22 protein-coding genes are annotated in these 25058 nt (G+C 73.4%); 17 read left to right on the top strand and 5 right to left on the bottom strand.

Annotation, left to right across the window (positions count from 1 at the left end; translation table 11 throughout):
• Positions 1 to 7: 7 nt before the first annotated feature.
• The 3 genes from ACFY93_RS05680 (at position 8) to ACFY93_RS05690 (ending at position 4913) form a co-directional block, all read left to right on the top strand.
• Positions 8 to 973: an ABC transporter permease subunit gene (locus tag ACFY93_RS05680; RefSeq protein ID WP_391353856.1), complete on the top strand. Its 966-nt coding sequence runs from the start codon at positions 8 to 10 to the stop codon at positions 971 to 973.
• Positions 970 to 1878 carry an ABC transporter permease subunit gene (locus ACFY93_RS05685; RefSeq protein ID WP_391353858.1) on the top strand — a complete coding sequence of 303 codons (909 nt, stop codon included), beginning with the start codon at positions 970 to 972 and terminating at the stop codon, positions 1876 to 1878. Before ACFY93_RS05680 ends, ACFY93_RS05685 begins: the two co-directional genes overlap by 4 nt.
• A 104-nt stretch (positions 1879 to 1982) precedes the next feature.
• Positions 1983 to 4913 carry a glycoside hydrolase family 2 TIM barrel-domain containing protein gene (locus ACFY93_RS05690; RefSeq protein ID WP_391353860.1) on the top strand — a complete coding sequence of 977 codons (2931 nt, stop codon included), beginning with the start codon at positions 1983 to 1985 and terminating at the stop codon, positions 4911 to 4913.
• A gap of 121 nt (positions 4914 to 5034) precedes the next feature.
• On the opposite strand, the gene ACFY93_RS05695 is transcribed toward ACFY93_RS05690, so the two are convergent.
• Positions 5035 to 6231 (bottom strand): MFS transporter, encoded by a 1197-nt coding sequence (locus ACFY93_RS05695; RefSeq protein WP_391353862.1) that lies wholly within the window; start codon positions 6229 to 6231, stop codon positions 5035 to 5037.
• A gap of 368 nt (positions 6232 to 6599) precedes the next feature.
• On the opposite strand from ACFY93_RS05695, the gene ACFY93_RS05700 reads away from it, so the two are divergent.
• Positions 6600 to 7430 (top strand): helix-turn-helix domain-containing protein, encoded by an 831-nt coding sequence (locus ACFY93_RS05700; RefSeq protein ID WP_391354144.1) that lies wholly within the window; start codon positions 6600 to 6602, stop codon positions 7428 to 7430.
• A gap of 6 nt (positions 7431 to 7436) precedes the next feature.
• Positions 7437 to 8006 (top strand): WHG domain-containing protein, encoded by a 570-nt coding sequence (locus ACFY93_RS05705; protein ID WP_391353863.1) that lies wholly within the window; start codon positions 7437 to 7439, stop codon positions 8004 to 8006.
• 37 nt (positions 8007 to 8043) lie between these two features.
• Here ACFY93_RS05705 and ACFY93_RS05710 read toward each other — a convergent pair whose 3' ends face one another.
• Positions 8044 to 8226 (bottom strand): DUF1737 domain-containing protein, encoded by a 183-nt coding sequence (locus ACFY93_RS05710; RefSeq protein WP_391353865.1) that lies wholly within the window; start codon positions 8224 to 8226, stop codon positions 8044 to 8046.
• 151 nt (positions 8227 to 8377) lie between these two features.
• Here ACFY93_RS05710 and mmuM point away from each other — a divergent pair, with 151 nt between their 5' ends.
• The gene (mmuM, locus tag ACFY93_RS05715) at positions 8378 to 9328 is read left to right on the top strand and encodes a homocysteine S-methyltransferase (protein WP_391353867.1); all 951 of its coding nucleotides are present in this window, start codon (positions 8378 to 8380) and stop codon (positions 9326 to 9328) included.
• A gap of 93 nt (positions 9329 to 9421) precedes the next feature.
• On the opposite strand, the gene ACFY93_RS05720 is transcribed toward mmuM, so the two are convergent.
• The 3 genes from ACFY93_RS05720 to ACFY93_RS05730 form a co-directional block, all read right to left on the bottom strand.
• Positions 9422 to 11020: a carboxylesterase family protein gene (locus tag ACFY93_RS05720; RefSeq protein WP_391353868.1), complete on the bottom strand. Its 1599-nt coding sequence runs from the start codon at positions 11018 to 11020 to the stop codon at positions 9422 to 9424.
• A 186-nt stretch (positions 11021 to 11206) separates the two neighbouring features.
• Positions 11207 to 12142, bottom strand: a complete 936-nt coding sequence (locus ACFY93_RS05725; RefSeq protein WP_391353870.1) for a cupin domain-containing protein — start codon at positions 12140 to 12142, stop codon at positions 11207 to 11209.
• 64 nt (positions 12143 to 12206) lie between these two features.
• Entirely contained in the window at positions 12207 to 13505 is a 1299-nt protein-coding gene (locus ACFY93_RS05730) for a YhjD/YihY/BrkB family envelope integrity protein (RefSeq protein ID WP_391353871.1), read from the bottom strand.
• A gap of 17 nt (positions 13506 to 13522) precedes the next feature.
• Between ACFY93_RS05730 and ACFY93_RS05735 the strand changes: the two genes are divergently transcribed.
• The 11 genes from ACFY93_RS05735 (at position 13523) to ACFY93_RS05785 (ending at position 24957) form a co-directional block, all read left to right on the top strand.
• Entirely contained in the window at positions 13523 to 15157 is a 1635-nt protein-coding gene (locus ACFY93_RS05735) for an acyl-CoA dehydrogenase family protein (protein ID WP_391353872.1), read from the top strand.
• Positions 15158 to 15481: 324 nt separating this feature from the next.
• The gene (locus ACFY93_RS05740; RefSeq protein WP_391353874.1) at positions 15482 to 16849 is read left to right on the top strand and encodes a GAF domain-containing protein; all 1368 of its coding nucleotides are present in this window, start codon (positions 15482 to 15484) and stop codon (positions 16847 to 16849) included.
• 80 nt (positions 16850 to 16929) lie between these two features.
• Positions 16930 to 18330 (top strand): hypothetical protein, encoded by a 1401-nt coding sequence (locus ACFY93_RS05745; protein WP_391353875.1) that lies wholly within the window; start codon positions 16930 to 16932, stop codon positions 18328 to 18330.
• A gap of 66 nt (positions 18331 to 18396) precedes the next feature.
• On the top strand, positions 18397 to 18969 hold the full coding sequence (locus ACFY93_RS05750; RefSeq protein WP_391353876.1) for a GNAT family N-acetyltransferase: 573 nt from the start codon (positions 18397 to 18399) through the stop codon (positions 18967 to 18969).
• Positions 18970 to 19187: 218 nt separating this feature from the next.
• Positions 19188 to 19271 carry a putative leader peptide gene (locus ACFY93_RS05755; protein WP_391354146.1) on the top strand — a complete coding sequence of 28 codons (84 nt, stop codon included), beginning with the start codon at positions 19188 to 19190 and terminating at the stop codon, positions 19269 to 19271.
• Positions 19272 to 19392: 121 nt separating this feature from the next.
• On the top strand, positions 19393 to 21090 hold the full coding sequence (locus ACFY93_RS05760) for a nitrite/sulfite reductase (RefSeq protein ID WP_391353877.1): 1698 nt from the start codon (positions 19393 to 19395) through the stop codon (positions 21088 to 21090).
• Complete coding sequence (locus ACFY93_RS05765; protein WP_391353879.1) at positions 21087 to 21266, top strand: hypothetical protein; 180 nt, start codon at positions 21087 to 21089, stop codon at positions 21264 to 21266. The genes ACFY93_RS05760 and ACFY93_RS05765 overlap by 4 nt, the downstream gene beginning before the upstream one ends.
• Complete coding sequence (locus ACFY93_RS05770) at positions 21263 to 21997, top strand: phosphoadenylyl-sulfate reductase (protein ID WP_391353880.1); 735 nt, start codon at positions 21263 to 21265, stop codon at positions 21995 to 21997. The genes ACFY93_RS05765 and ACFY93_RS05770 overlap by 4 nt, the downstream gene beginning before the upstream one ends.
• 41 nt (positions 21998 to 22038) lie before the next feature.
• Positions 22039 to 22575, top strand: a complete 537-nt coding sequence (cysC, locus tag ACFY93_RS05775; RefSeq protein WP_391353881.1) for an adenylyl-sulfate kinase — start codon at positions 22039 to 22041, stop codon at positions 22573 to 22575.
• 91 nt (positions 22576 to 22666) lie between these two features.
• Positions 22667 to 23605 (top strand): sulfate adenylyltransferase subunit CysD, encoded by a 939-nt coding sequence (gene cysD, locus ACFY93_RS05780; protein ID WP_391353882.1) that lies wholly within the window; start codon positions 22667 to 22669, stop codon positions 23603 to 23605.
• Between the two features lie 2 nt (positions 23606 to 23607).
• Positions 23608 to 24957 (top strand): GTP-binding protein, encoded by a 1350-nt coding sequence (locus ACFY93_RS05785; RefSeq protein ID WP_391353884.1) that lies wholly within the window; start codon positions 23608 to 23610, stop codon positions 24955 to 24957.
• Positions 24958 to 25058: the final 101 nt, after the last annotated feature.

Consider the following 25058-nt stretch of genomic DNA (forward strand, 5'->3'; position numbering starts at 1 on the left):
CCACGACATGTCGACGACCACCTCCCGCGAGGCCGCGCGCACCGCCCCGGCAGGGTCCGCCGCCGCACCTCCGCGGCGGAGGCTGCGGGGCAGCAGCACCCTCGCCTTCTGGCTCTTCACCGGGCCGTTCCTCATCGGACTGGCGATCTTCGTCTACATCCCGATCGGCTGGAGCCTCTGGCTGAGCTTCTTCGAGGCCCGCTTCACGGTCACCCCGAGCAAGTTCGTCGGCCTCGACAACTACCGGCAGATGCTGACGAACGGCAACTTCACCGGCTCCCTCGGCACGTTCACCGTCTTCGCCGCGATCATCGTGCCCGTCACCTGGGCCCTCTCCCTCGGCCTGGCGCTGATGGTGAACCGGCTGCGCTTCATGCGGGCGTTCTTCCGCTCCGTCTTCTTCCTTCCCACCGCCTGCAGCTACGTCGCCGCCTCGCTGATCTGGAAGATGTCCGTCTTCAGCGGGGTCCGGTTCGGCCTGATGAACACCGTCCTCGGCTGGTTCGGAGTCGGGAACATCGCCTGGCTGGCCGACCCCGACCCGCCCTGGTACTGGCTGGTCATCGTCACGGCACGGCTCTGGCTGCAGGCCGGCTTCTACATGATCCTCTTCCTCGCGGCCCTGCAGAACATCCCGCGGGAGCTGTACGAGGCCGCCGCGATCGACGGCGCCCGGCCCGGCTGGCAGACCTTCCGTCACATCACCCTGCCCCAGCTGCGCGCGACCTCGACCGCCGTGATCCTGCTCCTGCTGGTCGCGGCCTACCAGGCCTTCGACGAGTTCTACAACCTCCTGCAGAAGACCACCTGGGGCCGCCCGCCCCTCGTCGAGCTGTACTACACGGCCCTGGGCCAGAACCAGGACTACGGCGCGGGCAGCGCCGGCGCCGTGATCCTGACCCTGCTGATCTGCCTGGTGACCCTGCTCCAGGGCAGGTTCCTGGGCTTCGGCCGGGGGGAGGAGTCCGCATGACGACCGTCGCCGACGACACGAAGACCGGCACCGCGGGGCGCCGAAGGCGCGGGCACGGGCGAGCGGGGCGGGGGCGGCGGCACGGGACCATCGGCTCCGCCGGCCTCTACGTGGCCACCGGCGTCGCGACGCTGCTCTTCCTGGTCCCCTTCTACCTGCTCGTCCGCAACTCCCTGTCCACCGACGCCGAGATCACCGGCGAGGACTGGACGTTCTTCCCCGCCCACCTCCGGTGGGGCAACATCGGCGAACTCTTCGACGACCCTGCCGTGCCGTTCGCCCGGTCCCTGTGGAACTCCGCGGTCGTCGGCGTCCTGCACACCCTCGGCACGCTGCTGGTCTGCTCGCTCGCCGGGTACGGGCTGGCCCGCATCCCGTACAGGCACGCCGACAAGGTGTTCTACGGGGTCCTGGTGACCCTGATGGTGCCCTCAGCCGTCACCTTCGTACCGAGCTTCGTGCTGGTGTCGTCGCTCGGCTGGGTGGACAGCCTCCGCGGTCTCGTCGTCCCCGGCCTCTTCAGCGGTTTCACGTGCTTCCTTTTCCGGCAGTACTTCCTGGGGTTCCCGAAGGAACTGGAGGAGGCGGCACGCGTGGACGGGCTCGGCCACTGGGGCGCGTACTGGCGCATCGTCGTCCCCAACTCGCTGAACTTCTTCGCCGCGATCGCGACGATCACCTTCATCAGCGGCTGGAACGCCTTCCTGTGGCCGCTGGTGATCGGCCAGGACCCGAAGGCGTGGACGGTCCAGGTCGCGCTCTCCTCGTACATGACCAACCAGACCGTCAACTTCCATCTGATCTTCATGGCGACCGCCATCTCCATCCTGCCCCTGGTGTTCGTCTTCCTCTTCCTCCAGCGCTGGCTGGTGCAGGGGATCGCGAAGACGGGCGTCAAGGGCTGAGGCGGGGCCAGAGGCCACCCCGGCTCCGCACGCCCCGTGGCCTCCGCCGCGAGACGACATACGACCTCACTACCTCACGACCTCACGACCCGACCGGGAGACCGATGTCCTTGCGCACCGCCGCCGCCTCCGCCGCTTCCACCCCCGCCTCCACCGCCGCCCCCGCATCCACCTCCGCGACCGACTACGTCGAGGACGTCTCTCCGGGCAGCGGCGCGCTGCCCCCGCGCGCCTGGTACGCGTCCTCGGACGCCGCCTCCCTCTCCCTGAACGGCCGGTGGCGGCTGCGGGTGTCCCCGACCGCCGACGCCGAGGACGACTCCTTCGCCGAGGAGGGGTACGACGCGGGCGACTGGGCCGTGGTGGCCGTGCCCGGCCACTGGGTGCTCCAGGGCGGCGGGGCCTTCGGCTCGCCCGCGTACACCAACCACCTCTATCCGTTCCCCGTCGATCCGCCGCGGGTGCCGACCGAGAATCCGACCGGTGACCATCTGCGGGTCTTCGACCTGCCCGCCGACTGGCCCGCCGACGGCGGCTGCGTGCTCCGCTTCGACGGCGTCGAGTCCTGCGCCCGGGTCTGGCTGAACGGCACGGACGTCGGCGAGTTCAAGGGTTCGCGGCTGCCGCACGAGTTCGCCGTCGGGCATCTGCTGAAGCCGTCCGGCAACGTCCTCGCGGTCCGCGTCCACCAGTGGTCGGCCGGCTCCTACCTGGAGGACCAGGACCAGTGGTGGCTGCCCGGCATCTTCCGCGACGTCACCCTGCTGCACCGCCCGGCGGACGCCGTGCGCGACTTCTTCACGCACGCCTCGTACGACCACACCACCGGAACGGGCACCCTGCGCGTCGACTCCGACGTCGACGGCCGGGTCAGCGTGCCCGCACTGGGCGTCGACGTCGCGACCGGTGAGCCGGTGAGCGTCCCCGTCGAACCGTGGACCGCCGAGACACCCCGGCTGTACGACGGGGTGCTGGCGACCGCCGGCGAGCGGGTGCCGCTGCGGATCGGTTTCCGCACGGTGGTGCTGGAGGACGGGCTGATCAAGGTCAACGGGAAGGCGGCCCTCTTCAAGGGCGTCAACCGGCACGAGTGGCACCCCGAGCGGGGCCGCGCGCTGGACCCGGCGACCATGCGCGAGGACGTGCTGCTGATGAAGCGGCACAACGTCAACGCCGTCCGCACCTCCCACTACCCGCCCCACCCGGCCTTCCTCGACCTGTGCGACGAGTACGGCCTGTGGGTGATCGACGAGTGCGACCTGGAGACCCACGGCTTCGTCGAACAGGGCTGGCGGGACAACCCGGTGGACGACGACCGCTGGACCCCGGCGCTCCTGGACCGCGCGGCCCGCATGGTCGAGCGCGACAAGAACCATCCGTCCGTCGTCCTGTGGTCGCTCGGCAACGAGGCCGGCACCGGACGCGGGCTGACCGCGATGGCCCGGTGGATCCGCGGCCGCGACGGCTCGCGCCTCCTCCACTACGAGGGCGACGCCGACTGCCGTGACACGGACGTGTACTCACGGATGTACCTGCCGCACGCCGAGGTGGCGGAGGTCGGCGCGCACCGGGACGGGGGAGGTCTGCGGCGCCGCACGCTCCCGTTCATCCTGTGCGAGTACGCCCACGCCATGGGCAACGGGCCGGGCGGACTCGCCGACTACCAGCGGCTGTTCGAGGCCCACGACCGGCTCCAGGGCGGCTTCGTCTGGGAGTGGATCGACCACGGCGTCAAGGACGAGCGGTTCGGCTTCGCGTACGGCGGCGACTTCGGGGAGGAGCTGCACGACGGCAACTTCGTCTGCGACGGGCTGCTCTTCCCCGACCGGACGCCCTCCCCCGGTCTGGCCGAGTTCAAGAAGGTCGTCGAACCGGTCCGGATCACGGGCGACCCCGCCGCCGACGGGACGCTGCGGGTCCGCAACCTCCATGACTTCGCCGATCTCTCGGCGCTGGCCTTCGAGTGGTCCTGTCAGGTCGACGGCGAGACCGTCGGGACGGGCACCCTCCCGGTGCCCGCGCTCGCGGCGGGCGAGAGCGGCGAGGTGAAGCTCCCCGCTCCGCCGGACGGCGGCGGGGACGGCGAGACCCGGTGGACCGTACGGGCCCTGCTCGCCGAGGACACCGCGTGGGCGCCCCGGGGCCACGAGGTCGCCTGGGCGCAGTTCCCCGTCGCCGCCCGGCCGCCGGCACGGGCCGTACGGGGCGACGGTCCCGTGCGCGACGGGCGGCTGATCACCCTCGGCCCGGCCGCCTTCGACGCCCGTACGGGCGCGCTGCGGACGATCGGCGGGGTCGGGGTCACGGGGCTGCGCCTTGACGTGTGGCGGGCGCCGACCGACAACGACGAGGGCGCGCCCTGGCAGCCCGACGCCTGCCACGGTCCGCTCTGGCGCCGGCTGGGCCTGCACCGGATGCGGCATCGCCTGGACGGCGTGGACGTGGGCGAGGACGCGCTGACGGTACGGACCCGGGTGGCGCCGGCGGGCTCGGAGGCGGGCCTGAGCACGGTGTACCGGTGGACGTCGGACGGCACCCGGCTGCGGCTGACCGTGTCCGTGGGACCCGAGGGCCACTGGGCGGTACCCCTGCCGCGGCTCGGCATCCGGTTCGGGCTGCCCGCCTCCGCCGACCGCGTGACCTGGTTCGGCGGCGGCCCCGGCGAGGCGTACCCGGACACCGGGTCGGCCTCCAGGATCGGGCGCTGGGAGTCGACGGTGGACCAACTGCAGACGCCGTACGTGCGTCCGCAGGAGAACGGCGCGCGGGCGGACGTGCGGTGGGCGCGGATCGGCGGGCTGCGCGTCGAGGGCGATCCGGCGTTCTGGTTCACCGCGCGCCGGTGGACGACGGAGCAACTGGACGCGGCCCGGCACCGGACGGACCTGTCGGCGGGCGACACGGTGTGGGTCAACCTCGATCACGGCCAGCACGGCATCGGCTCCCAGTCGTGCGGCCCCGGGGTGCAGGACCGGTACCGGCTGACCGCGTCGGCCGCGGAGTTCTCCTTCGTCTTCACGGAGGTCCCTGACTGAGCCCGGCCGTCCCAGGTCCGTTCCCGGCCCGTGCCCGGCCGTTCCAACTCCTCCCCGGCTGTCTCCACGAGGTGGGCGGGGGTCCGGGTGCGGGCGGGCCGGGCGCCGGGACGGTGGGGCGTCAGGAGGGCGGGGCCGGCTCGCGCAGCGTCCGCAGGAGCAGCCAGCCGAGGGCGGGCAGCACGGCCAGCGGGGCGATCGCGGTCCGCAGGGACGTCGCGTCGGCGAGCGTGCCGATGAGCGGGCTCGCGACCCCGCCGACGCTGACGGCGAGTCCCAGGGTCACCCCGCTCGCCGTGCCCACGCGCCCGGGCAGATAGTCCTGACCGAGGGTGATGTGCAGGGAGAACGGCACGTAGAGGCCCGCCGAGGTGAGGGCGACGAACAGGAGGAGCGGCGGGCCGGGGACGAGGACGACACCGGCCACGGCGAGCACGGTCAGGGCGTACGACCACTGGACGACCCTGATCCGGCCGTGACGGTCGGCGAGTCTCGCCCCGGCCACCGTCCCGACGGCTCCGCCGAGGTAGAACACGCACAGCGCGGCCGTACCGGCGGCCGCGCCCCCCGCCGTGCGCTGGGGAACGTACAGGGCGACGAAGCCGCCGAGACCGACGAAGACGACCGACCGGCACACGATGGCTCCGGTCAGGCGGGCGAAGGAGGCCCAGTCGTCCCGGCCGGCGTCGTCCACCGAGTCGGTCTCGTCCCGCGAGTCGACCTCGTCCCCCGAGTCGGTTTCGTCCCCCGAGCCGGGGGTGCACCCCGGACCGGGGGCACCCGTCCGCCCGGGCCCTCCGGTCGCGTCCGCCCCGTCGCCCAGGGCCGTCGCCCGCAGTGCCGCCGCACACAGGACCGCACCGGCGAGGGCGGGGAGGACAAGGAGCGGTGAGGCACGCAGACCGCCGGTGGCGACGACGGCGGCGACGAGGAGCGGGGCGGCGGCGAAACCGAGGTTGCCGCCCAGGGAGAACCAGCCCATCGCGGTGTGACTCCCCCGGGCGGCGACGCGGGCCGCGCGGGCGGCCTCGGGGTGGTGGGCGGCGACACCGATCCCGGAGACGGCGACCACGCCGAGGGTGAGTCCGTAGGAGCCGCCGAGACCGCTCAGGGCCACACCGGCCCCGGCCAGGAGCGTGCTGACCGGGAGCAGCCACGGCATCGCCCACCGGTCGGTGAGCGCGCCGAACAGCGGCTGGACGACCGAGGACAGCAGCGAGGCGGCGAGCACAATGCCGGAGGCGGCGGCATAGGTGTAGGCGCGCTCGGCGACGAAGTACGGCAGCAGGGCCGCCACCGCGCCCTGGTACACGTCCACACAGGCGTGTCCGAGGGAGAGGGGGACGAGAGCGCGGGCCCGGGAGGCGGTCGGCGGCGGTTCCGTCCCGCGGGGCGGGTCAGCGGCGGATCCCGTGCGCCCGCCGGCACGGATGTCCCTCCGCGGCCCGCCCGCCTGTTTCCCGCCCGCCTGTTTCCCGCCCGCTTGTCTCCCACCCGCCTGTATTCCGTCCACCCGTTTCCCGTCCACCCGTTTCCCGTCCACCCGTTTCCCCGTCCCCTCGCTGCCCGTCCCCGCGCGCCCCGTCCGCCCGTGGACCTGTCGTCCCGGCGGCTGCTCGGCACCCCTCGATCGTCACGCCGCCCGGCCCAGTCGCGCTTCCGATAAAGTGCCGACCTGTGTCGAAAATCCGCCACCCCGGCCACGTCGCCCCGTTCGATCACATCGGCGGCGTCCGCCGCTCCCCGAGCGCCCCGACCCACGCACGGACGCTGGCCGCCGGGGACCGCATCGACGCGCACCGCCACGACGACCACCAGATCGTGTACGCGGGCTCGGGTGTGCTGGCCGTGACCACCGAGGCGGGGACGTGGTTCGCGCCGGGGAACCGGGCCATCTGGGTTCCCGCGGGGACCGTGCACGCGCACCGCGCCCACGGTCATCTGGACCTGCACCTGATCGGCCTGAGCCCCGACGAGAACCCGCTCGGACTGGACACCCCCGCGGTGCTGGAGGTCGGCCCGCTGCTGCGGGAGCTGATCCTGGCGTACACCGCCTCCCCGGAGGACACCGGCGCCGCGCGGCGGCGGCTGCGGGCGGTGCTGCGCGACCAGTTGCGCGCCTGTCCGCAGCGGCCCGTTCACCTTCCCGCTCCGACGGACACGCGCCTCGCGGCGGTGTGCGCGTTGATCCACGACCACCCCGGGGACCGCCGTCCGCTCGCCGCGCTCGCCGCCGCGACGGGATGCGGCGAACGCACGCTGAGCCGTCTGTTCCGGTCCGAACTAGGGATGACCTTCCCGCAGTGGCGCACCCAGTCGCGTCTCTACCACGCGCTGCGGATGCTGGCGGACGGCACGCCCGTCACCGCGGTCGCCCACCGCTGCGGGTGGTCGTCGACCAGCGCGTTCATCGACGTCTTCCGCCGCTCGCTCGGCAGTACACCGGGCACCCACTACCGCGGCCGGGGCCTCCCCCTGGATAGCCTGGGCCCCGTCCATTCCGGCTCACGGGGATGAGGGACTGTGGCGCGCGTGGGGCTCACGGCCGACCGGCTGGTGCTGGCGGCGGCCGATCTCGCGGACGAGGTCGGCTTCGAGAACGTCACCGTCTCCGCGCTGGCGCGCCGCTTCGGGGTGAAGGACGCCAGCCTCTACTCGCACGTCAGGAGCCTGCGTGAACTGCGCACGCGGGTGGCGCTGCTGGCGGGCGAGGAGATGATCGACCTGATCGCCGACGCGGTGGCGGGCCGCGCGGGCAAGGACGCGCTGGCCGCCTTCGCGGGCGCCTACCGGGAGTACGCGCTGAGCCGGCCCGGCCGGTACGCGGCGACGCAGATCCAGATCGACCAGGCCCTCGTCACCGGGTCCCGGGGGTTCCACAGGACCGCCGAGATCACCTACGGGATGCTGCGCGCCTACGGCCTCGACGAACCCGACCTCACCGACGCCGTGCGCCTGCTGCGCAGCACCTTCCACGGCTACTGCGCCCTGGAGGCCACGGGCGCCTTCGGCGCTCCCCGCGACACCGGCCAGTCCTGGGACAGGGCGATCGACGCCCTCCACGTCCTGCTCGAACACTGGCCGCGGGCTTAGCCCGGGCGGCCCGCGACGCTCCCTCGGCCCGGAGCCGCTACGGCCGCGGCCAGACCAGTGCCTGGGCGACGACGACCCTCTCACCGTCGAAGGTGACGGCGGGCCCTTCGTGCAGTTCGTAGCCGAGAGCGATCGCCTCGCTGACACGTCGGCAGAACTCGGCGTCGTCCGGGCCGGTCAGGACGCGGTAGACGGGCAGTCCGTCCGGAGGTGTGCTCATGCGGCACAGGCTCTCAGACCCGCTGTGCGGCAGGTGTACCGGGTGCGCGCGACGCCCTGGCGCGGGGGCCGGCCGGATACGTCGGCGCACGGCCCGGCCGGCCGCCTCGGAGCGCCGGGTGGGCCGCGGCCGTACGGACTACCGTCGTCGTATGAACAGCGACGACCGCACCGCCCACGGGTCCCGCCCCCGTTCGTTCGCGGACGCGGTGGCCTCCGGGACGGTCGTCCTGGACGGCGGGCTGGCCCATCGCCTCGAGTCCGCCGGGTACGACCTGGACGGCGACCTGTGGTCGGCCCGGCTCCTCGCGGAGCGGCCCGAGGCGATCACCGAGGCCCATCTCGCCTACTTCCTGGCCGGCGCGGACGTCGCGACCACCGCCAGCTACCAGGCGACGTTCGAGGGCTTCGCGCGGCACGGGACCGGGCCGGCCCGCACGTCCGATTTGCTGCGCCTCAGCGTGGAGTCGGCGCGCGAGGCGGCCGGCCGCGCGCGTACGGCGGGCGGTGTCACGCGCCCCCTGTGGGTGGCCGCGTCGGTCGGCCCGTACGGGGCGATGCTCGCCGACGGATCGGAGTACCGGGGGCGCTACGGGCTGACCGTGGCCGAGCTGGAGCGGTTCCACCGCCCCCGGCTGGAGGCGCTGGCCTCCGCCGCGCCCGACGTCCTCGCCCTGGAGACCGTCCCGGACGCCGACGAGGCGCGGGCCCTGCTGCGGGCGGTGCGGGGGCTAGGCGTGCCCGCATGGCTGTCGTACAGCGTCTCCGGTGACCGTACACGGGCCGGGCAGCCGCTGGAGGAGGCCTTCGCCCCGGCGGCGGACGCCGACGAGGTGCTCGCGGTGGGCGTGAACTGCTGCGCCCCCGCCGATGTGGCCGGCGCCGTGCGGACAGCGGCACGGGTGACGGGCAAGCCGGTCGTCGTCTACCCCAACAGCGGCGAGACCTGGGACGCACGCGCCCGCGCCTGGACGGGCCGCGCCACCTTCACGCCGGACCGGGCCACGGCCTGGCGGCACGCCGGCGCCCGCCTGATCGGCGGGTGCTGCCGGGTGGGTCCGGAGACGATCACGTCGGTCGCGGCGGCACTCGGGCCCCGGTAGTCCGGAGCACCGGGCGATCGGGCCATCGGGCGTCGCGGTGGTCCCGGCGGCGGACGGGCCTGCCGTGGGTCCGCGCGCCGGGTCCCCGGCGGCCTACCCCGCCAGCTGGTCCCCGTCGTCGGCTCCTCTTCGGCGCAGTCTTCGTACCGCCGGGAGGCGGGACGTCGCGCGGATGGCCGCGCCGGGGCGGCGGCCCACGGGTGCGGGCGTACCCGTCCGGGGGGCAGCGGCGGTCCACAGGGCGAGTTCGCGGTCGCGGGGGCCGTGGACCACCGGGTTCTCGGCGGCGTCGAAGACGCGTACGGGATGCGTGGCGTCCCACGCCTGCCAGCCCGGGTCGCCGTCCACGGCGAAGCGGACCCACGCGGAGTGCATCACGTCGGCGAGTTCCCTGGGAGCGCCGGGGCCGGCGAGGCCCGCCGCCTCCGGCCCGTCGGCGGTGTCGAACACGAATCCCAGCTCCAGGGCGTGGCAGGCGCCGAGTCCGGGGACGTTGGACGGCCAGGCGAACTCGTAGACGTACGAGGCCGCCTCACCCGCCCGCGCGTCGGCGAGGCGGTGCAGCGGGACGCGCAGCAGGTGGTCGGTGACCATCTGGCCGACGAGTTCCGAGGTGGGGACGCCGGGGCGGGCGAGGCGGTAGCCGCGCGGGACGTCGGAGCCGCAGTGGCAGCGGGCCATCGCGCCGGCCACGGCCACGGGGCCGAGCCGGTCGAGGCGTTCGAGCAGGCCGGTGGGGGCCAGCCAGAGCCGGTGCTCCTCGGTGGTCCAGCCCATGAGCAGGTCGATGTCGCGCGCGGCGCCCGGCTCGGTCAGCGCGTCCAGCGGATCGCGCGGTACGAGGTCGCCGTCGACGACGATGCCGAAGGCGGGCCCGCCGAGGATGGGCGTGGCGCGGCGACCCACCTCGGCCTGGGCCTGGGCGAGAGCGGTCCGGTCCACCTCGGCGAAGGCGGCGGCCGTCGCCGGGACCTTCAGCCGCGCCGCCATCCGCCGCACCAGCCGCCGCACCTTGTCACGCTCCGTCGACTCGGGCGGCCCGCTCTGCAACACCGCCCGGTGGAACAGGCCCCGCGCGTACGGGCTGGCGAGCAGCGCGCCGATGCTGATGGCGCCCGCGGACTCGCCGAAGACGGTCACCCGGTCCGGGTCCCCGCCGAACCCGGCGATGGACTCCCGCACCCATCTCAGCGCGGCGAGCTGGTCCCGCAGCCCCGCGTTCACCGGAGCGTCCGGGAACAGGCCGTACCCCTCCACGCCCAGGCGGTAGTTGAAGGAGACCATCACGACGCCGTCCCGGGCGAAGGAGCCGCCGTCGTACACCGGGACCGCCGACGAGCCGCGGGTCAGCGCGCCGCCGTGGATCCACACCATGACGGGAAGCCGGGCGCCGGGACCCGGCTCGGGCGTCCACACGTTCAGGTTCAGGCAGTCGTCGCCGGGCACGACCGGGTCCGACAGCAGCCGGGCGAACGCCTCGGAGTACGGCGGCTTGGTAGGTGTCGGCCCGAAGGCTCCCGCGTCGCGCACGCCGTCCCAGGGCTCGGGCGGGACGGGCGGCCGGAAGCGGTTCGGCCCGAAGGGGGGTGCGGCGAACGGGATGCCCCGGAAGACGGCGATCCCCTTCTCGTGGCGGCCGCGTACGGCTCCGTAGGGGGTGGCGACCACGGGGTCACCGGTCGGGCGCTCCATACCGGTCATCTCCTCACCGCTGTCCGCCTGTCCGTCGCACGTCGGGGAAACGCCCCCGGTCCGTCCGGTATTTCGATGGATGATCCCTCTCCAGCATTCCCATGACCGCCCGGTATTCCACGCGGGCGAAGGGGCGGCGATCACCCCGTACGCGTCGCCCGCGGGGCACGCCTCGGACCGCCGGGTTCAGGATGTGCGGGTGCGGTAGTCCTGGGGGCTGACCCCGTAGAGCCGTTTGAAGGCGCTGGAGAGGGCGAACGCGCTGCCGTAGCCGACCTGGCGGGCTACCGCTCCGATGGTGTCCCCGGTGTCGCGCAGCCGGTCCGCGGCGAGGGCGAGCCGCCAGCCGGTCAGGTAGGCCATCGGGGGCTCGCCCACGAGCGTGCGGAAGCGCCGGGCCAGCGCGGCCCGGGAGACCCCGGCCTTCGCGGCCAGCGACGCCACCGTCCAGGGGTGCGCCGGATCGTCCTGGAGGAGGCGCAGCACCGGGCCCACGACGGGGTCGGCGAGCGCCCCGTACCAGGCGGGGGCGGCGGCGTCCGGGCGGGCGAACCATGCCCGCAGCGCGGTGATGACCAGCAGGTCGAGCAACCGGTCGAGGACGACCTCCTGGCCCGGGCCGTCCCGCACGAGCTCGTCGGTGAGCATCGGCGTGAGCGGGCACTCCCAGACGTCGGAGGTGAGCGTCAGCAGCGGGGGCAGTGCGTCGAGCAGCCTGCCGCCGATCTCGCCGCGCAGCGGGTAGGTGCCGATCAGCATGACCGCCGCACCGTCGGCCCGGTCGCCCCAGGTGCGCACCCCGAGGTCCATGCGGCCGTTCAGGGGCCGCCCGTCGGGGTAGCTGCACACGCCGCCCGGCAGGATCACCGCCCGCAGGCCGGTACCGGGGTCGTCGGCGCAGGTGTACGGGTCCGGGCCGCGCGCGATCGCGAGGTCGCCGGCGCGCAGCGGCAGCGGCTCGCCGCCGTCCGGCGTGATCCAGGCGTGCCCGCGGGCCATGACCATCACCGTGAGCGGGGCGCCGTCCTCGACCCGGACGCTCCACGGCGGGTCGAAACACGCGCGGATCATGAAGGCGCCGCAGGCGCGGGGGCCCTCCAGGAGGCCTGCGAGTGCGTCCATGGCGATCAGCGTAGACGGGCGGCCCGGCGGGGCACACGGCGTTGCTCGGGCGGGGGCGGGAAGGTTACTCGGGCGGGGGCGGGAAGCTTCCGTTCGCACCGCTGTTCCCGTTCGCACCGTCCACCCGGCCGTTCGCGCTCCCGTGGTGGTTCCAGTGCCGGCCCGGGTCGCAGGGGTCCTGGTGGCCCACGTGGTCGTGGTTCTCGCCGTACTGGCCATGGGCCTGCGCGTGGCCGTGCGGGTGGGCGGCCTTCGCGTGGGTCCGCAGCCGGGAGGACACGTCCTCCGGGGGGAGGAACCGCGACCAGCGCTCGGGGAACTCCGACGGCATGTCCGGGTCGTCGGGGTCGTTCGGGTCGCCGGAGTAGTACGCGGCGGCGCGGGCCACGTACTCGGCGGCCTGCTCCCGGCGCAACCGCTCGTTGTCGGCGCGGGCGGCGGCGGTCGCGGCGGCCGGCCAGACCCGGTCGATGGCCGCGTTGACCGCGGCGCCGACGAGCACGGCGAAGGCGGAGACGCCGATCCACAGCAGGACGGCGACCGGCGCGGCCAGCGAGCCGTAGATGGTGGGGCCCTCGACCGTGCGGGTCAGGTAGATGCGGAGCAGGAAGCTGCCCAGCACCCACATGGCGAGGGCGACCAGGGCACCCGGCACGTCCTCGATCCACGGCGAGCGCACCGGGACGGACACGTGATAGAGCGTCGTCAGGAAGACGACCGACAGCACGGTGACGACCGGCCAGTACAGGATCTGCACGACGGTCGTCGACCACGGCACGATGTTCACGACCGCGTCCGGACCCGCGACCATCAGGGGCAGCGCGATCGAGCCGATCAGCAGGGCCACGATGAACAGCAGGAACGCCATCAGCCGGGTCTTGACGATCCCCCGGGTGCCGTCGAGGCCGTACATCACGGTGATGGTGTCGATGAAGACGTTCACCGCGCGGGAGCCCGACCACAGGGCGAACAGGAAGCCGATGGAGATGACGTCGGGGCGGCCGCCCTTCATCACGTCGTCGAGGATCGGCTGGGCGATCTGCGTGACCCCCTTGTCGGACAGGACCGTGCGTGAGGCCTCCAGGAGATTCGTCTCCAGGCTGGCGATGGTGTCGGCGCCGGTCCAGTCGTCCACGTAGCCGAGCAGGCCGATCATGCTCAGCAGCAGCGGCGGCACGGACAGCAGGGTGAAGAACGCCGCCTCCGCCGCGAGGCCGAGGATGCGGTACTCCATGCACGAATTGACGGTGTCCTTGAGCAGCAGCCAGGCGGTCCTGCGCTTCGACACGTTCCGGTACAGCGCTCGGGCGCGGTGAAGACGGCCGGACGGCGGCCGTTCAGGTGTTTCTTTTGCCTGGTGCACGTCCTTACCGTATCCGTATGGCAGCCAGCACCCACACCGTGACCAACCAGGCTCCGCCCCTGGTGGGATATGACGTTTTCACCGCCGACCGTGTCCTGGCCGAGGCGGTGGAACGGCATCTCGATCCATCGCTCCTCGACGAGGGGCGCGCGGAACTGTCGGCACTCGGACGCGCGTCCGGTTCCGCGCAGGTGCAGGAATGGGGGGCGCTCGCCAACGAGAACCCGCCCAGACTGCGCACCCACGACCGGTACGGCAACCGGATCGACCAGATCGACTTCCATCCGTCCTGGCACCGGCTGCTCGGCAAGGGCGTGTCGGCGGGCCTGACCGCGGCCTGGGCGCGCCCCGGAGGGCATGTGCGGCGCGCGGCCGGGTTCGTCGTCTGGACACAGGTCGAGGCGGGCAACGGCTGCCCGCTGTCGATGACCCACGCGGCGGTGCCCGCGCTGCGCACCGATCCGGCACTCGCCGCCGAGTGGGAGCCCCGGCTCACGTCGATGGTCTACGACCAGGAGCTGCGGCCCGCCGCGCAGAAACCCGGCGTGATCTTCGGCATGGGGATGACGGAGAAGCAGGGCGGCAGTGACGTACGCGCCAACCGGACGTCCGCGCGGCCGCTCGCCGAGGACGGCACGTACGAGCTGACGGGCCACAAGTGGTTCTGCTCGGCGCCGATGTCCGACGGCTTCCTGGTACTGGCGCAGGCGCCGGGAGGGCTGACGTGCTTCCTGGTGCCGCGGGTGCTGGCGGACGGCACGCGCAACGCGTTCGCGGTCCAGCGGCTCAAGGACAAGCTCGGCAACCGCTCCAACGCCTCCGGCGAGGTCGAGTTCGCCGGGACGTGGGCGCGCCGCGTCGGTGACGAGGGGCGCGGAGTGCGCACCATCATCGAGATGGTCGCGGCGACCCGGCTGGACTGTGTGCTCGGCTCGGCGTCGCTGATGCGGCAGGCCGTCGCGCAGGCCGTGCACCACTGCACGTACCGGGAGGCGTTCGGCGGCAGGCTCCTCGACAAGCCGCTGATGCGCAACGTCCTCGCGGACCTGGCGCTGGAGTCGGAGGCGGCGACGACGCTCGCGATGCGGCTGGCCGCCGCGTACGACGACGGGAGCGAGCAGGAGCGGGCGTTCCTGCGGCTCGCGGTGCCGGCCGCCAAGTACTGGGTGACCAAGCGCTGTACGCCGCTGGTGGTGGAGGCGTCCGAGTGCCTGGGCGGCAACGGGTACGTCGAGGAGTCCGGCATGCCGCGGCTGTTGCGGGAGTCGCCTCTCAACTCCGTGTGGGAGGGCGCGGGCAACGTCCAGGCGCTCGACGTGCTGCGCGCCCTGCAGCGGGAGCCGGAGGCGCTGAATGCGTTCCTCCAGGAGGTCGGTGCGGCGCGCGGGGCGGATCACCGGCTGGACGGCGCGATCAAGAACCTGCTGACCGAACTCGCCGACCTCGACGGCATCGAGGCCAGGGCCCGGCGGCTGGTGGAGCGGATCGCGCTGGTCCTCCAGGGCTCCCTGCTGGTCCGGTACGCGCCGCCGGAGGTCGCGGACGCCTTCTGCGCCTCCCGGCTGGGCGGCGACTGGGGCACGGCGTTCGGCACGCTCCCGCACACGCTCGATCTGGGCTCGGTGGTGGAGCGGGCGCGGCCCGTCGGCTGAGGCCGCCGAGTCGGCGTGTCGCGGGCGGGGGCGCGGGGCGAGCAAGGGCGCGCGGCGGGGGTGGTGCCGCGCCGACACGGCACCACCCCCGCTTCTCGGCCCCGTTCGGGAGCGCGTGCGCCGCACGGGCGGCGCGACCTCAAGTCTCGGCCAGAGCGCGCCGCTTGGCCAGGGTTGCAGAGGGTTGCAACATGTCCGCCGCCGGACGGAGTGGGCCCTTCCGCCCCCGCGTGGCGGCACCATGGGGGCAGCAGTCGACATGGGCCCGGGTCCCGTGGCCGAAAAGGGGCCGCGGGAGGGGGTCGGGCCCTTCAGGAGGACCCAGTGGCGCACTCGCCGTTCGATGTCACACGGCTCGCCGCCACGGACGCCGCGCAGGCGGCCCGCGTGCTCGGCGAGATGCGCAGCGCCACGCTCTCCGGCCGGCGGACCAGGGTGTCGCCCCGGCCGGTGATCGAGGCCTCGTGGGAGCGGATGCTGCGCGGCGGTGTCGACCCCGACCAGGACTTCCGGGCCCGTCTGCTCGGTCCGGACGAGGTGGAGCGACGGCGCCGGACGTCGCGGTTGCGGCATGTGCTGCCGGTGCTGCGCGAGGGTCTGCTGTCGGTCGCGGGGGCGGCGCAGCACATCATGGTCGTCGCGGACGAGGAGGGCCGGCTGCTGTGGCGTGAGGGCAGCCCGTCGGTGCTGCGCAAGGCGGACGGGCACGGTTTCGAGATCGGCGCGGACTGGCGGGAAACCGTGGTCGGAACCAACGGTGTCGGCACCGCGCTGGTGGCCGGCGGGCCCGTCCAGGTGTTCTCCGCCGAGCACTTCGTGCGCTCCCATCTGTCCTGGACGTGCACCGGCGCCCCGATCACGGACCCGCGGGACGGCCGGCTGATCGGGGTCGTGGACGTGAGCGGGCCGCTGGAGACGCTGCATCCGGCCACGCTCGCCCTGGTCGACGCGGTGGCCAAGCTCGCGGAGGCGCGGCTGCGGGAGATGCATCTGACGTCGCTGGAGCGGCTGCGCTCGGTGGCGGCACCGGTGCTGGCGCGGATCGGCGGGCGCGCGCTCGCGGTGGACGGCGACGGGTGGACCGCGGCGGTCACCGGGATGCCGTACACCGGGCGTCTGACACTGTCCGGGCCGCTGGCGCCCGGACAGCGGCGGGTGCCGTCGCTCGGGGTGTGCTCGGTGGAGCCGCTGGCCGGGGGCTGGCTGGTCCGGGTCGCCGAGGACCCGGCCGGGCGCGGGGTGCGGCGGATCGTCCTGGACGTCACCCGTCCGCGCCGCTGTTCGGTGACGGTGTCCGGGAGCGCGGGTGCGTGGACGCACGAACTCAGCCCCCGGCACGCGGAGTTGCTGTTCCTGCTGGCCGCCGTCCATCCGAACGGGCGGACGGCGGCGGGGCTGGCCGGGGACGTGTTCGGCGACCGGGCCCGTACGGTGACCGTGCGGGCCGAGATGTCGCGGGTCCGGCGGTACCTCGGAGCCGTGCTGGAACACCGGCCGTACCGGTTCTGCGAGGACGCCGACGTCGAGGTGCTGCTGCCCGCCCACCCCCTGGACCTGCTGCCCCGGTCCTCGGCGCCGGCGGTGCTCAGGGCGCGGGAGACGCCGGCGGGTCCCGGCGGCCCGGCCGGTGACTCCGCCCCGAACAGGGGCAATTCGCGAGTATCCGACCAGGCCCGGCGTCCCCTGCCGTAACATCCGTCCTGGGCCGCCCCACCCGCTCCTCACTCAACGTCCTGATCATGAGGGGTGGTTGGCCTTCCCCGGGAGGATCCATGAAGCACCGCGGCAGGCACCGCCGACGCAGAAGAGGCCGCGCGCTGCGCGCCACCCTGGCCGGGACGGCTCTGGCGCTGACCGCGGCGGCCACCCTGATCAGCACCTCCCAGGCGGCGGGCGGGGGCAGCCCCGGCGCGCTGCGGCCGATGACCTCCGCCGGGCGGACCGCGCAGCTGCGGCTCGACGAGCACCTGGCCGCACCGGACACGCTGGACACCCTGACCCGGGAGATGGGCGGCAGCGTCGGCGTCTCCGCGGTGCTCGACAGCGCCAACCACCCGATGCGCGGCAAGGACGACTGCGACGACTCCGAGCGGGCCGCACTGCCCGTGGAGCCGTCCGCGACCCGCGCGTACTGCTGGGACGACGCGGACGCGCGGACCCGGCGGTGGCTGCCCCGGTCCGTCACGACCTCCGGCGACGCCGAGACCGACGGCAGGTGGGGCGACGACCGGGTCATCCTCTCCGGCTGGACGCACGACACCGGACCGCGGGGACGGCGGGCCGACGGGCAGCGGGCGGACGGGCAGCGGACCGACGACGGTCTCGCCCGCGTCGCCTTCATCGACGCCAACGACCCGGACCACCTCGCCTACCGCTGGGTCCTGCTGGTCGCCCCCCGCGACGGCGGCAAGGACTTCGGCGCGGTCCGCTCCCGGCTGGGCGGCATGGCCTGGTACCAGGACAAGCTCCTGGTCACGGCGGAGAGCCGCACGGGCCACAAGCGGGCGCTGTACGTCTTCGACATGCGCCGCATCCTGCGGGCGGACACCGACAGCCGCGCGGTCGGCAGGGTGAGCGGCGGTTTCGCCGCCCACGGCTACCGGTACGTGCTGCCCGCGATCGGCTCGTACGACCTGGCGGGCGGCGCCTGTTCGACGGCCGGCGACCGGGGCGTGCCCTGTCCCGCCTCCGTCTCGGTGGACCGGGGCTCGACCCCGGCCAGCCTGGTCGCGAACGAGCGGCTGGGCGCGCGGGACGGTGAGCGGGCCCGCGTCTGGCGCTACTACTTCAGCACCGGCAGCGACCGTACGGGCCTGCTCGGGAAGGACGTGGGCGGCCAGGTCGGCGCCGACGAGGCGTACGAGACGGAGGCGTCCGGCGCCCGGGGCGTGCTCTCGCACACCGTGAGCGGGTCCGCCCACGCCGACTGGTACCTCGCCTCCCCGGCCGGCCCCCACGACCGGCACGGCACGCTCTGGCGGCAGGACGGCGACGGCGCCACGGCGGCGAAGTGCACCGCGGACCAGTCGCACGCCTGCTGGGGCCGCCGCACCGGCTCCCTGTCGTACTGGCCCGCGACCGGCGAGCTGTGGACCCAGACGGACCGGACGGCCGAAACGGGCCGCGCCCTCTACGCGGTGCCCCTCTCCTCGGTCGACGACTCGCTGGACTGACCGCCCGGCGACCGGTGCGCGGACCCGCCTTGGGCCGCGGGGCTCCGGCGTGGTTCCCTGGCCCGCATGAGCAACGTCACTGTGACCACCTGGTCCCTGGAGCAGACGGCGCCGGCCGATCTGCTGCCCGCGGCCGCCCCCGACGGCGACGTCCGGATCGTCCGCTCGCAGGTGCCGTCCCCCGAGTTCAGCCGCTTCCTGTACGCGTCGGTCGGCGGGGACATCCGCTGGACCGACCGGCTCGGCTGGACGTACGCGCGGTGGCAGGAGGTCCTGGGCAGGCCGGGCACGGAGACGTGGGTCGCCTACGACCGGGGCACCCCGGCGGGGTACGTGGAGCTGGAGGCGCAGGACGACGGCGCCGTGGAGATCGTCTACTTCGGGCTGATCCCCGCGTTCCGGGGCCGCCGCATCGGCGGGCACCTGCTGTCGTACGGGGCCGCGCGGGCCTGGGACCTGGCCTCGCGCTGGCCGGGCCGGGCGCAGACCAAGCGGGTCTGGCTGCACACGTGCAGCAAGGACGGCGAGCACGCGATGGACAACTACCTGCGCCGCGGGTTCGCGCTCTTCGACACGAAGGTCGAGGAGGAGCCGGAGACGGCCACGCCCGGCCCCTGGCCCGGCGCCCTGGCCCTCTGAGCCGCGGAGCCGGGGGCCACGGGCTCCTGAGCCGCGAGCCCCTGAGCCGCGAGGACCGCCGGGCCCCCGCCGACCGGGCCGCGCCTGCGCCACGGCGGGGCTCCGGAAACCTCACGGCCATGTGATCCACAACACCCTTGTCTCACTCTACGGGACAAGGGTGTCCACATTCCGGATGACGGTGGACTGGCCCGAGACGGCCGTGCCACGCTTCCGTCATGTCTGGAACTGGAATCGCCTTGGTGAGTCGACGTCACGTCGACTTCGGCCGCGTGTCCAGCGCCATCTGTCCGGCCCGCTGACAGCTCAGCACCGCCGCACTTCCACGCTCTTCCAGCCTTTCCCCCGCCCTGCGCACCGTCGCGCTCTCCGCACGAGTGTGCTGCTCAGAGCCGCTCTCCGCTGCCCGAAGGACATACAGCCATGCCCGCCACCCCTGGGACGCCCGCTCCCGCCACGCCCCGACGCAAGGTTGGACGCCACCGCGGCGAGGGCCAGTGGGGCATGGGCCACCACACGCCGCTCAACGGCGCGGAACAGTTCAAGAAGGACGACGACGGTCTCAATGTGCGGACACGCATTGAGACGATCTACTCGAAGCGCGGCTTCGACTCGATCGACCCCAACGACCTGCGCGGCCGCTTCCGCTGGTGGGGTCTGTACACCCAGCGCCGCCCCGGCATCGACGGCGGCCGCACCGGCCTGCTGGAGCCGGAGGAGCTCGAGGACTCGTACTTCATGCTCCGGGTCCGCGTCACCGGCGGCCGGCTGACCACCGAGCAGCTGCGCGCCATCGGCGAGGTCTCCGAGAACTACGCGCGCGGCACCGCCGACATCACCGACCGGCAGAACATCCAGCTGCACTGGGTGCGCATCGAGGACGTGCCCGCCATCTGGGAGCGGCTGGAGTCCGTCGGCCTGTCCACCACCGAGGCGTGCGGCGACTGCCCGCGCGGCATGCTCGGCTCGCCGGTCGCAGGCGTCGCCGAGGACGAGATCATCGACGGCACGGCCGCGCTGGACGAGATCGCCCGCCGCTTCATCGGCGACCCGCGCTTCTCCAACCTGCCGCGCAAGTACAAGACGGCGGTGAGCGGCTCCCCGCTCCTCGACGTGGCCCACGAGATCAACGACATCTCCTTCGTCGGCGTCGTCCACCCCGAGCACGGCCCGGGCTTCGACCTCTGGGTCGGCGGCGGCCTGTCCACGAACCCCAAGTTCGGTGTGCGGCTGGGCGCCTGGGTGCCCGAGTCGGAGGTGCCCGAGGTCTGGGAGGGCGTCACCTCGATCTTCCGTGACTACGGCTACCGCCGGCTGCGCAACCGCGCCCGCCTGAAGTTCCTGGTCTCCGACTGGGGCGCCGAGAGGTTCCGCGAGGTCCTGGAGAAGGAGTACCTGCACCGCGAGCTCATCGACGGCCCGGCGCCCGAGATGCCCGCGCAGCAGTGGCGCGACCACATCGGCGTGCACCGGCAGAAGGACGGCCGCTATTACGTCGGCTTCGCCCCGCGCGTCGGCCGCATGGACGGTTCGCTGCTCGGCAAGGTCGCCGAGATCGCGGAGAACCACGGCTCCGGCCGGGTCTCCACCACGGTCGAGCAGAAGATGATCATCCTGGACGTGCCGGAGGACCGGGTCACCTCGCTCACCGAGAGCCTGGAGGCGCTGGACCTGCGGGTCACCCCCTCCACCTTCCGGCGCGGCACCATGGCCTGCACCGGCATCGAGTTCTGCAAGCTGGCGATCGTCGAGACCAAGGAGCGCGGCAGCGACCTCATCGACGAACTGGAGCGCCGCCTGCCCGGCTTCGACGAGCCGATCACCATCAACATCAACGGCTGCCCCAACGCCTGCGCCCGCATCCAGACCGCGGACATCGGCCTCAAGGGCCAGCTCGTCACCGACGCCTCCGGTGAGCAGGTCGGCGGCTACCAGGTGAGCCTCGGCGGCGCGCTCGGACTCGACCCGTCGTTCGGCCGCAAGGTCCGCGGCCTGAAGGTCACCTCGGACGAGCTGCCCGACTACGTCGAGCGCGTCCTCAAGCGCTTCCAGGCGGAGCGCGAGGACGGCGAGCGGTTCGCCACCTGGGCCGCCCGCGCCTCGGAGGAGGCGCTGTCATGAGCGAGCGTGCGGCTCCGTTCCACTGCCCGTACTGCGGCGACGAGGACCTGCGCCCGGGCGAGCAGGGGCATGGCGCGTGGGAGTGCGGGGCGTGCAACCGGGCCTTCCAGCTGAAGTTCCTCGGGCTGCTCGCCCGGGGGCTTCAGCCCAACAGCGTTGGAGGGAACGAGACATGACGGCCGTTCAGGCGGACGCCGAGGACACCGAGCACGGGACCGGACGCGACGCGGAGCTGAAGGCGCTCGCCGAGCGGACCGGCCGCGACCTGGAGGACGCCTCCGCGTCGGAGATCCTCCGGTGGGCGGCGGACACGTTCGGCGGGAAATTCTGCGTCACCTCCTCCATGGAGGACGCCGTGGTCGCGCATCTCGCCTCCCGCGCGCTCCCCGGCGTGGACGTCGTCTTCCTCGACACGGGCTACCACTTCCCGGAGACCATCGGCACCCGGGACGCGGTCGAGGCCGTGATGGACGTGAACGTCATCACGCTCACCCCGCGCCAGAGCGTCGCCGAGCAGGACGCGCAGTACGGCCCGAGGCTGCACGACCGCGACCCCGACCTGTGCTGCGCGCTGCGCAAGGTCAAGCCGCTGGAGGAGGGCCTGGCCTCGTACGAGGCGTGGGCGACCGGTCTGCGCCGCGACGAGTCCCCGACCCGGGCGAACACCCCGGTCGTCGGCTGGGACGAGAAGCGGCGGAAGGTGAAGATCTCCCCCATCGCGCGGTGGTCACAGGAAGATGTGGCAGCGTACGTCGCCGAGCACGGCGTTCTCACCAACCCGCTGCTGATGGACGGCTATGCCTCCGTGGGCTGCGCGCCCTGCACCCGCCGGGTGCTGGAGGGCGAGGACGCACGCGCCGGACGCTGGGCCGGCCGCTCCAAGACCGAGTGCGGGCTGCACGGATGACGACGACCACCGAGAACCCACTGAAATCCCGGGAGAAGCACGTGACGACCGGAGCCACCGTCTGGCTCACGGGTCTGCCGAGTGCCGGCAAGACCACCATCGCCTCCGAGCTGGCGGGCCGGCTGCGCGAGGAGGGCCACCGCGTCGAGGTGCTCGACGGCGACGAGATCCGCACGTTCCTCACCGCGGGCCTCGGCTTCAGCCGCGAGGACCGGCACACCAACGTGCAGCGCATCGGCTTCCTCGCCGACCTCCTCGCCCGCAACGGCGTCAAGGTGCTCGTGCCGGTGATCGCGCCGTACGCCGACAGCCGCGAGGCGGTCCGCGAGCGGCACGCGGCGAGCGGCGCCGCGTACCTGGAGGTGCACGTCGCGACGCCGGTCGAGGTGTGCAGCGAGCGGGACGTGAAGGGGCTGTACGCCAAGCAGGCGGCGGGCGAGATCTCCGGGCTGACCGGGGTCGACGACCCGTACGAGGCGCCCCAGTCGCCCGACCTGCGCATCGAGTCGCACACCCAGACCGTGCAGGAGTCCGCGGCGGCGCTGCACACGCTGCTCACCGAGAGGGGCGTCCTGTGAGCTACGCACGCGTGGCCGCCGGGCCGCGGACGACGACGATGCCCGCACCCGTGCGCCGCGCGGGCGGGGAAGCGAACGGAAGGGATACGGCATGACGACCACCGTCACCACCGTCTCCGAGGAGACCTCCTGCCCCTACGCGCTGTCGCACCTGGACGCGCTGGAGTCGGAGGCCGTGCACATCTTCCGCGAGGTCGCGGGCGAGTTCGAGCGGCCGGTGATCCTCTTCTCCGGCGGCAAGGACTCGATCCTCATGCTGCACCTCGCGCTGAAGGCGTTCGCTCCGGCGCCCGTGCCGTTCTCGCTGCTGCACGTGGACACCGGGCACAACTTCCCCGAGGTCCTCGACTACCGCGACCGCGCCGTCGCCGCCCACGGGCTGCGGCTGCACGTCGCCTCCGTACAGGACTACATCGACCGCGGGGCCCTGCGCGAGCGGCCCGACGGCACCCGCAACCCGCTGCAGATCGTCCCGCTCACCGAGAAGATCCAGAGCGAGCGCTTCGACGCCGTCTTCGGCGGAGGCCGCCGCGACGAGGAGAAGGCCCGCGCCAAGGAGCGCGTCTTCTCCCTGCGCGACGAGTTCTCCCAGTGGGACCCGCGCCGCCAGCGCCCCGAGCTGTGGCAGCTCTACAACGGCCGCCACGCCCCCGGCGAGCACGTCCGCGTCTTCCCGCTGTCCAACTGGACCGAGCTGGACGTCTGGCAGTACATCGCCCGGGAGAAGATCGAGCTCCCGCAGATCTACTTCGCCCACGAGCGCGAGGTCTTCCAGCGCTCCGGCATGTGGCTGACCGCGGGCGACTGGGGCGGCCCCAAGGCGACCGAGACGGTCGAGAAGCGGCAGGTCCGCTACCGCACCGTCGGCGACATGTCCTGCACCGGCGCCGTCGACTCCGACGCCGACACCATCGAGAAGGTGATCGCCGAGATCGCCGCCTCCCGCCTCACCGAACGCGGCGCCACCCGGGCCGACGACAAGCTCTCCGAGGCCGCGATGGAAGACCGCAAGCGCGAGGGGTACTTCTAGCCATGACCAGCACCATCAGCACCTCGGAGCAGCTCGCCGAGCTGGCGGAGACGACGCTGCTGCGGTTCGCGACGGCCGGTTCCGTCGACGACGGCAAGTCGACCCTGGTGGGCCGGCTGCTGCACGACTCCAAGTCGGTGCTCACCGACCAGCTGGAGGCCGTGGAGCGCGCCTCGCTCAGCCGCGGCCAGGAGGCCCCCGACCTCGCCCTGCTCACCGACGGCCTGCGCGCCGAACGCGAACAGGGCATCACGATCGACGTCGCCTACCGCTACTTCGCCACCCCGCGGCGCCGTTTCATCCTCGCCGACACCCCCGGCCACGTGCAGTACACCCGCAACATGGTCACCGGCGCCTCCACCGCCGACCTGGCCGTCGTGCTCGTCGACGCCCGCAACGGCGTCATCGAGCAGACCCGCCGGCACGCCGCCGTCGCCGCCCTGCTGCGCGTCCCGCACGTCGTCCTCGCCGTCAACAAGATGGACCTGGTCGAGTACCGGGAGTCCGTCTTCGCGGCGATCGCCGAGGAGTTCACGGCGTACGCGAGCGAGCTGGGCGTCCCCGAGATCACCGCCATCCCGATCTCCGCACTCGCCGGGGACAACGTGGTGGAGCCGTCCTCGAACATGGACTGGTACGGCGGCCCGACGGTCCTGGAGCACCTGGAGACCGTGCCGGTCAGCCACGACCTGGCGCACTGCCACGCGCGGCTGCCCGTGCAGTACGTGATCCGGCCGCGGACCGCCGAGCACCCCGACTACCGCGGCTACGCGGGCCAGATCGCGGCCGGTACCTTCCGGGTCGGCGAGAGCGTGACCGTGCTGCCGTCCGGCCGCTCGTCGCGGATCTCCGGGATCGACCTGCTGGGCGTCCCGGTCGACGCGGCCTGGACCCCGCAGTCGGTGACGCTGCTGCTCGAGGACGACATCGACATCTCGCGCGGCGACCTGATCGTCCCGAGCAAGGACGCGCCGCCGACCACGCAGGACGTCGAGGCGACCGTCTGCCACGTCGCCGACGCGCCGCTGACCGTCGGCCACCGGGTGCTGCTCAAGCACGGCACGCGCACCGTCAAGGCGATCGTCAAGGACATCCCGTCCCGGCTCACCCTCGACGACCTGTCGCTGCACCCGCACCCGGGGCAGCTCGTCGCCAACGACATCGGCCGCGTGAAGATCCGTACCGCCGAGCCGCTGCCGGTCGACTCGTACGCCGACTCACGGCGCACCGGCGCCTTCATCCTGATCGACCCGGCCGACGGCACCACGCTGACGGCCGGCATGGTCGGCGAGTCCTTCGCCGCTCCGGAGCCCGTCAAGGACGAGGGCGACGAGGACGGCTGGGACTTCTGACATGAGTCACGAGGACTTCTACGCGACGTTCGCGAAGGAGGGCGGCCGGATCGGGAGCGGTGCCCTCGGCAGCGGGACCGGCGGGGTCGCGCGATGTGCGT

Origin of the sequence: Streptomyces sp. NPDC008313 (assembly GCF_042956125.1) — a bacterium.
In the GTDB taxonomy this organism is placed as follows: Bacteria; Actinomycetota; Actinomycetes; order Streptomycetales; family Streptomycetaceae; genus Streptomyces.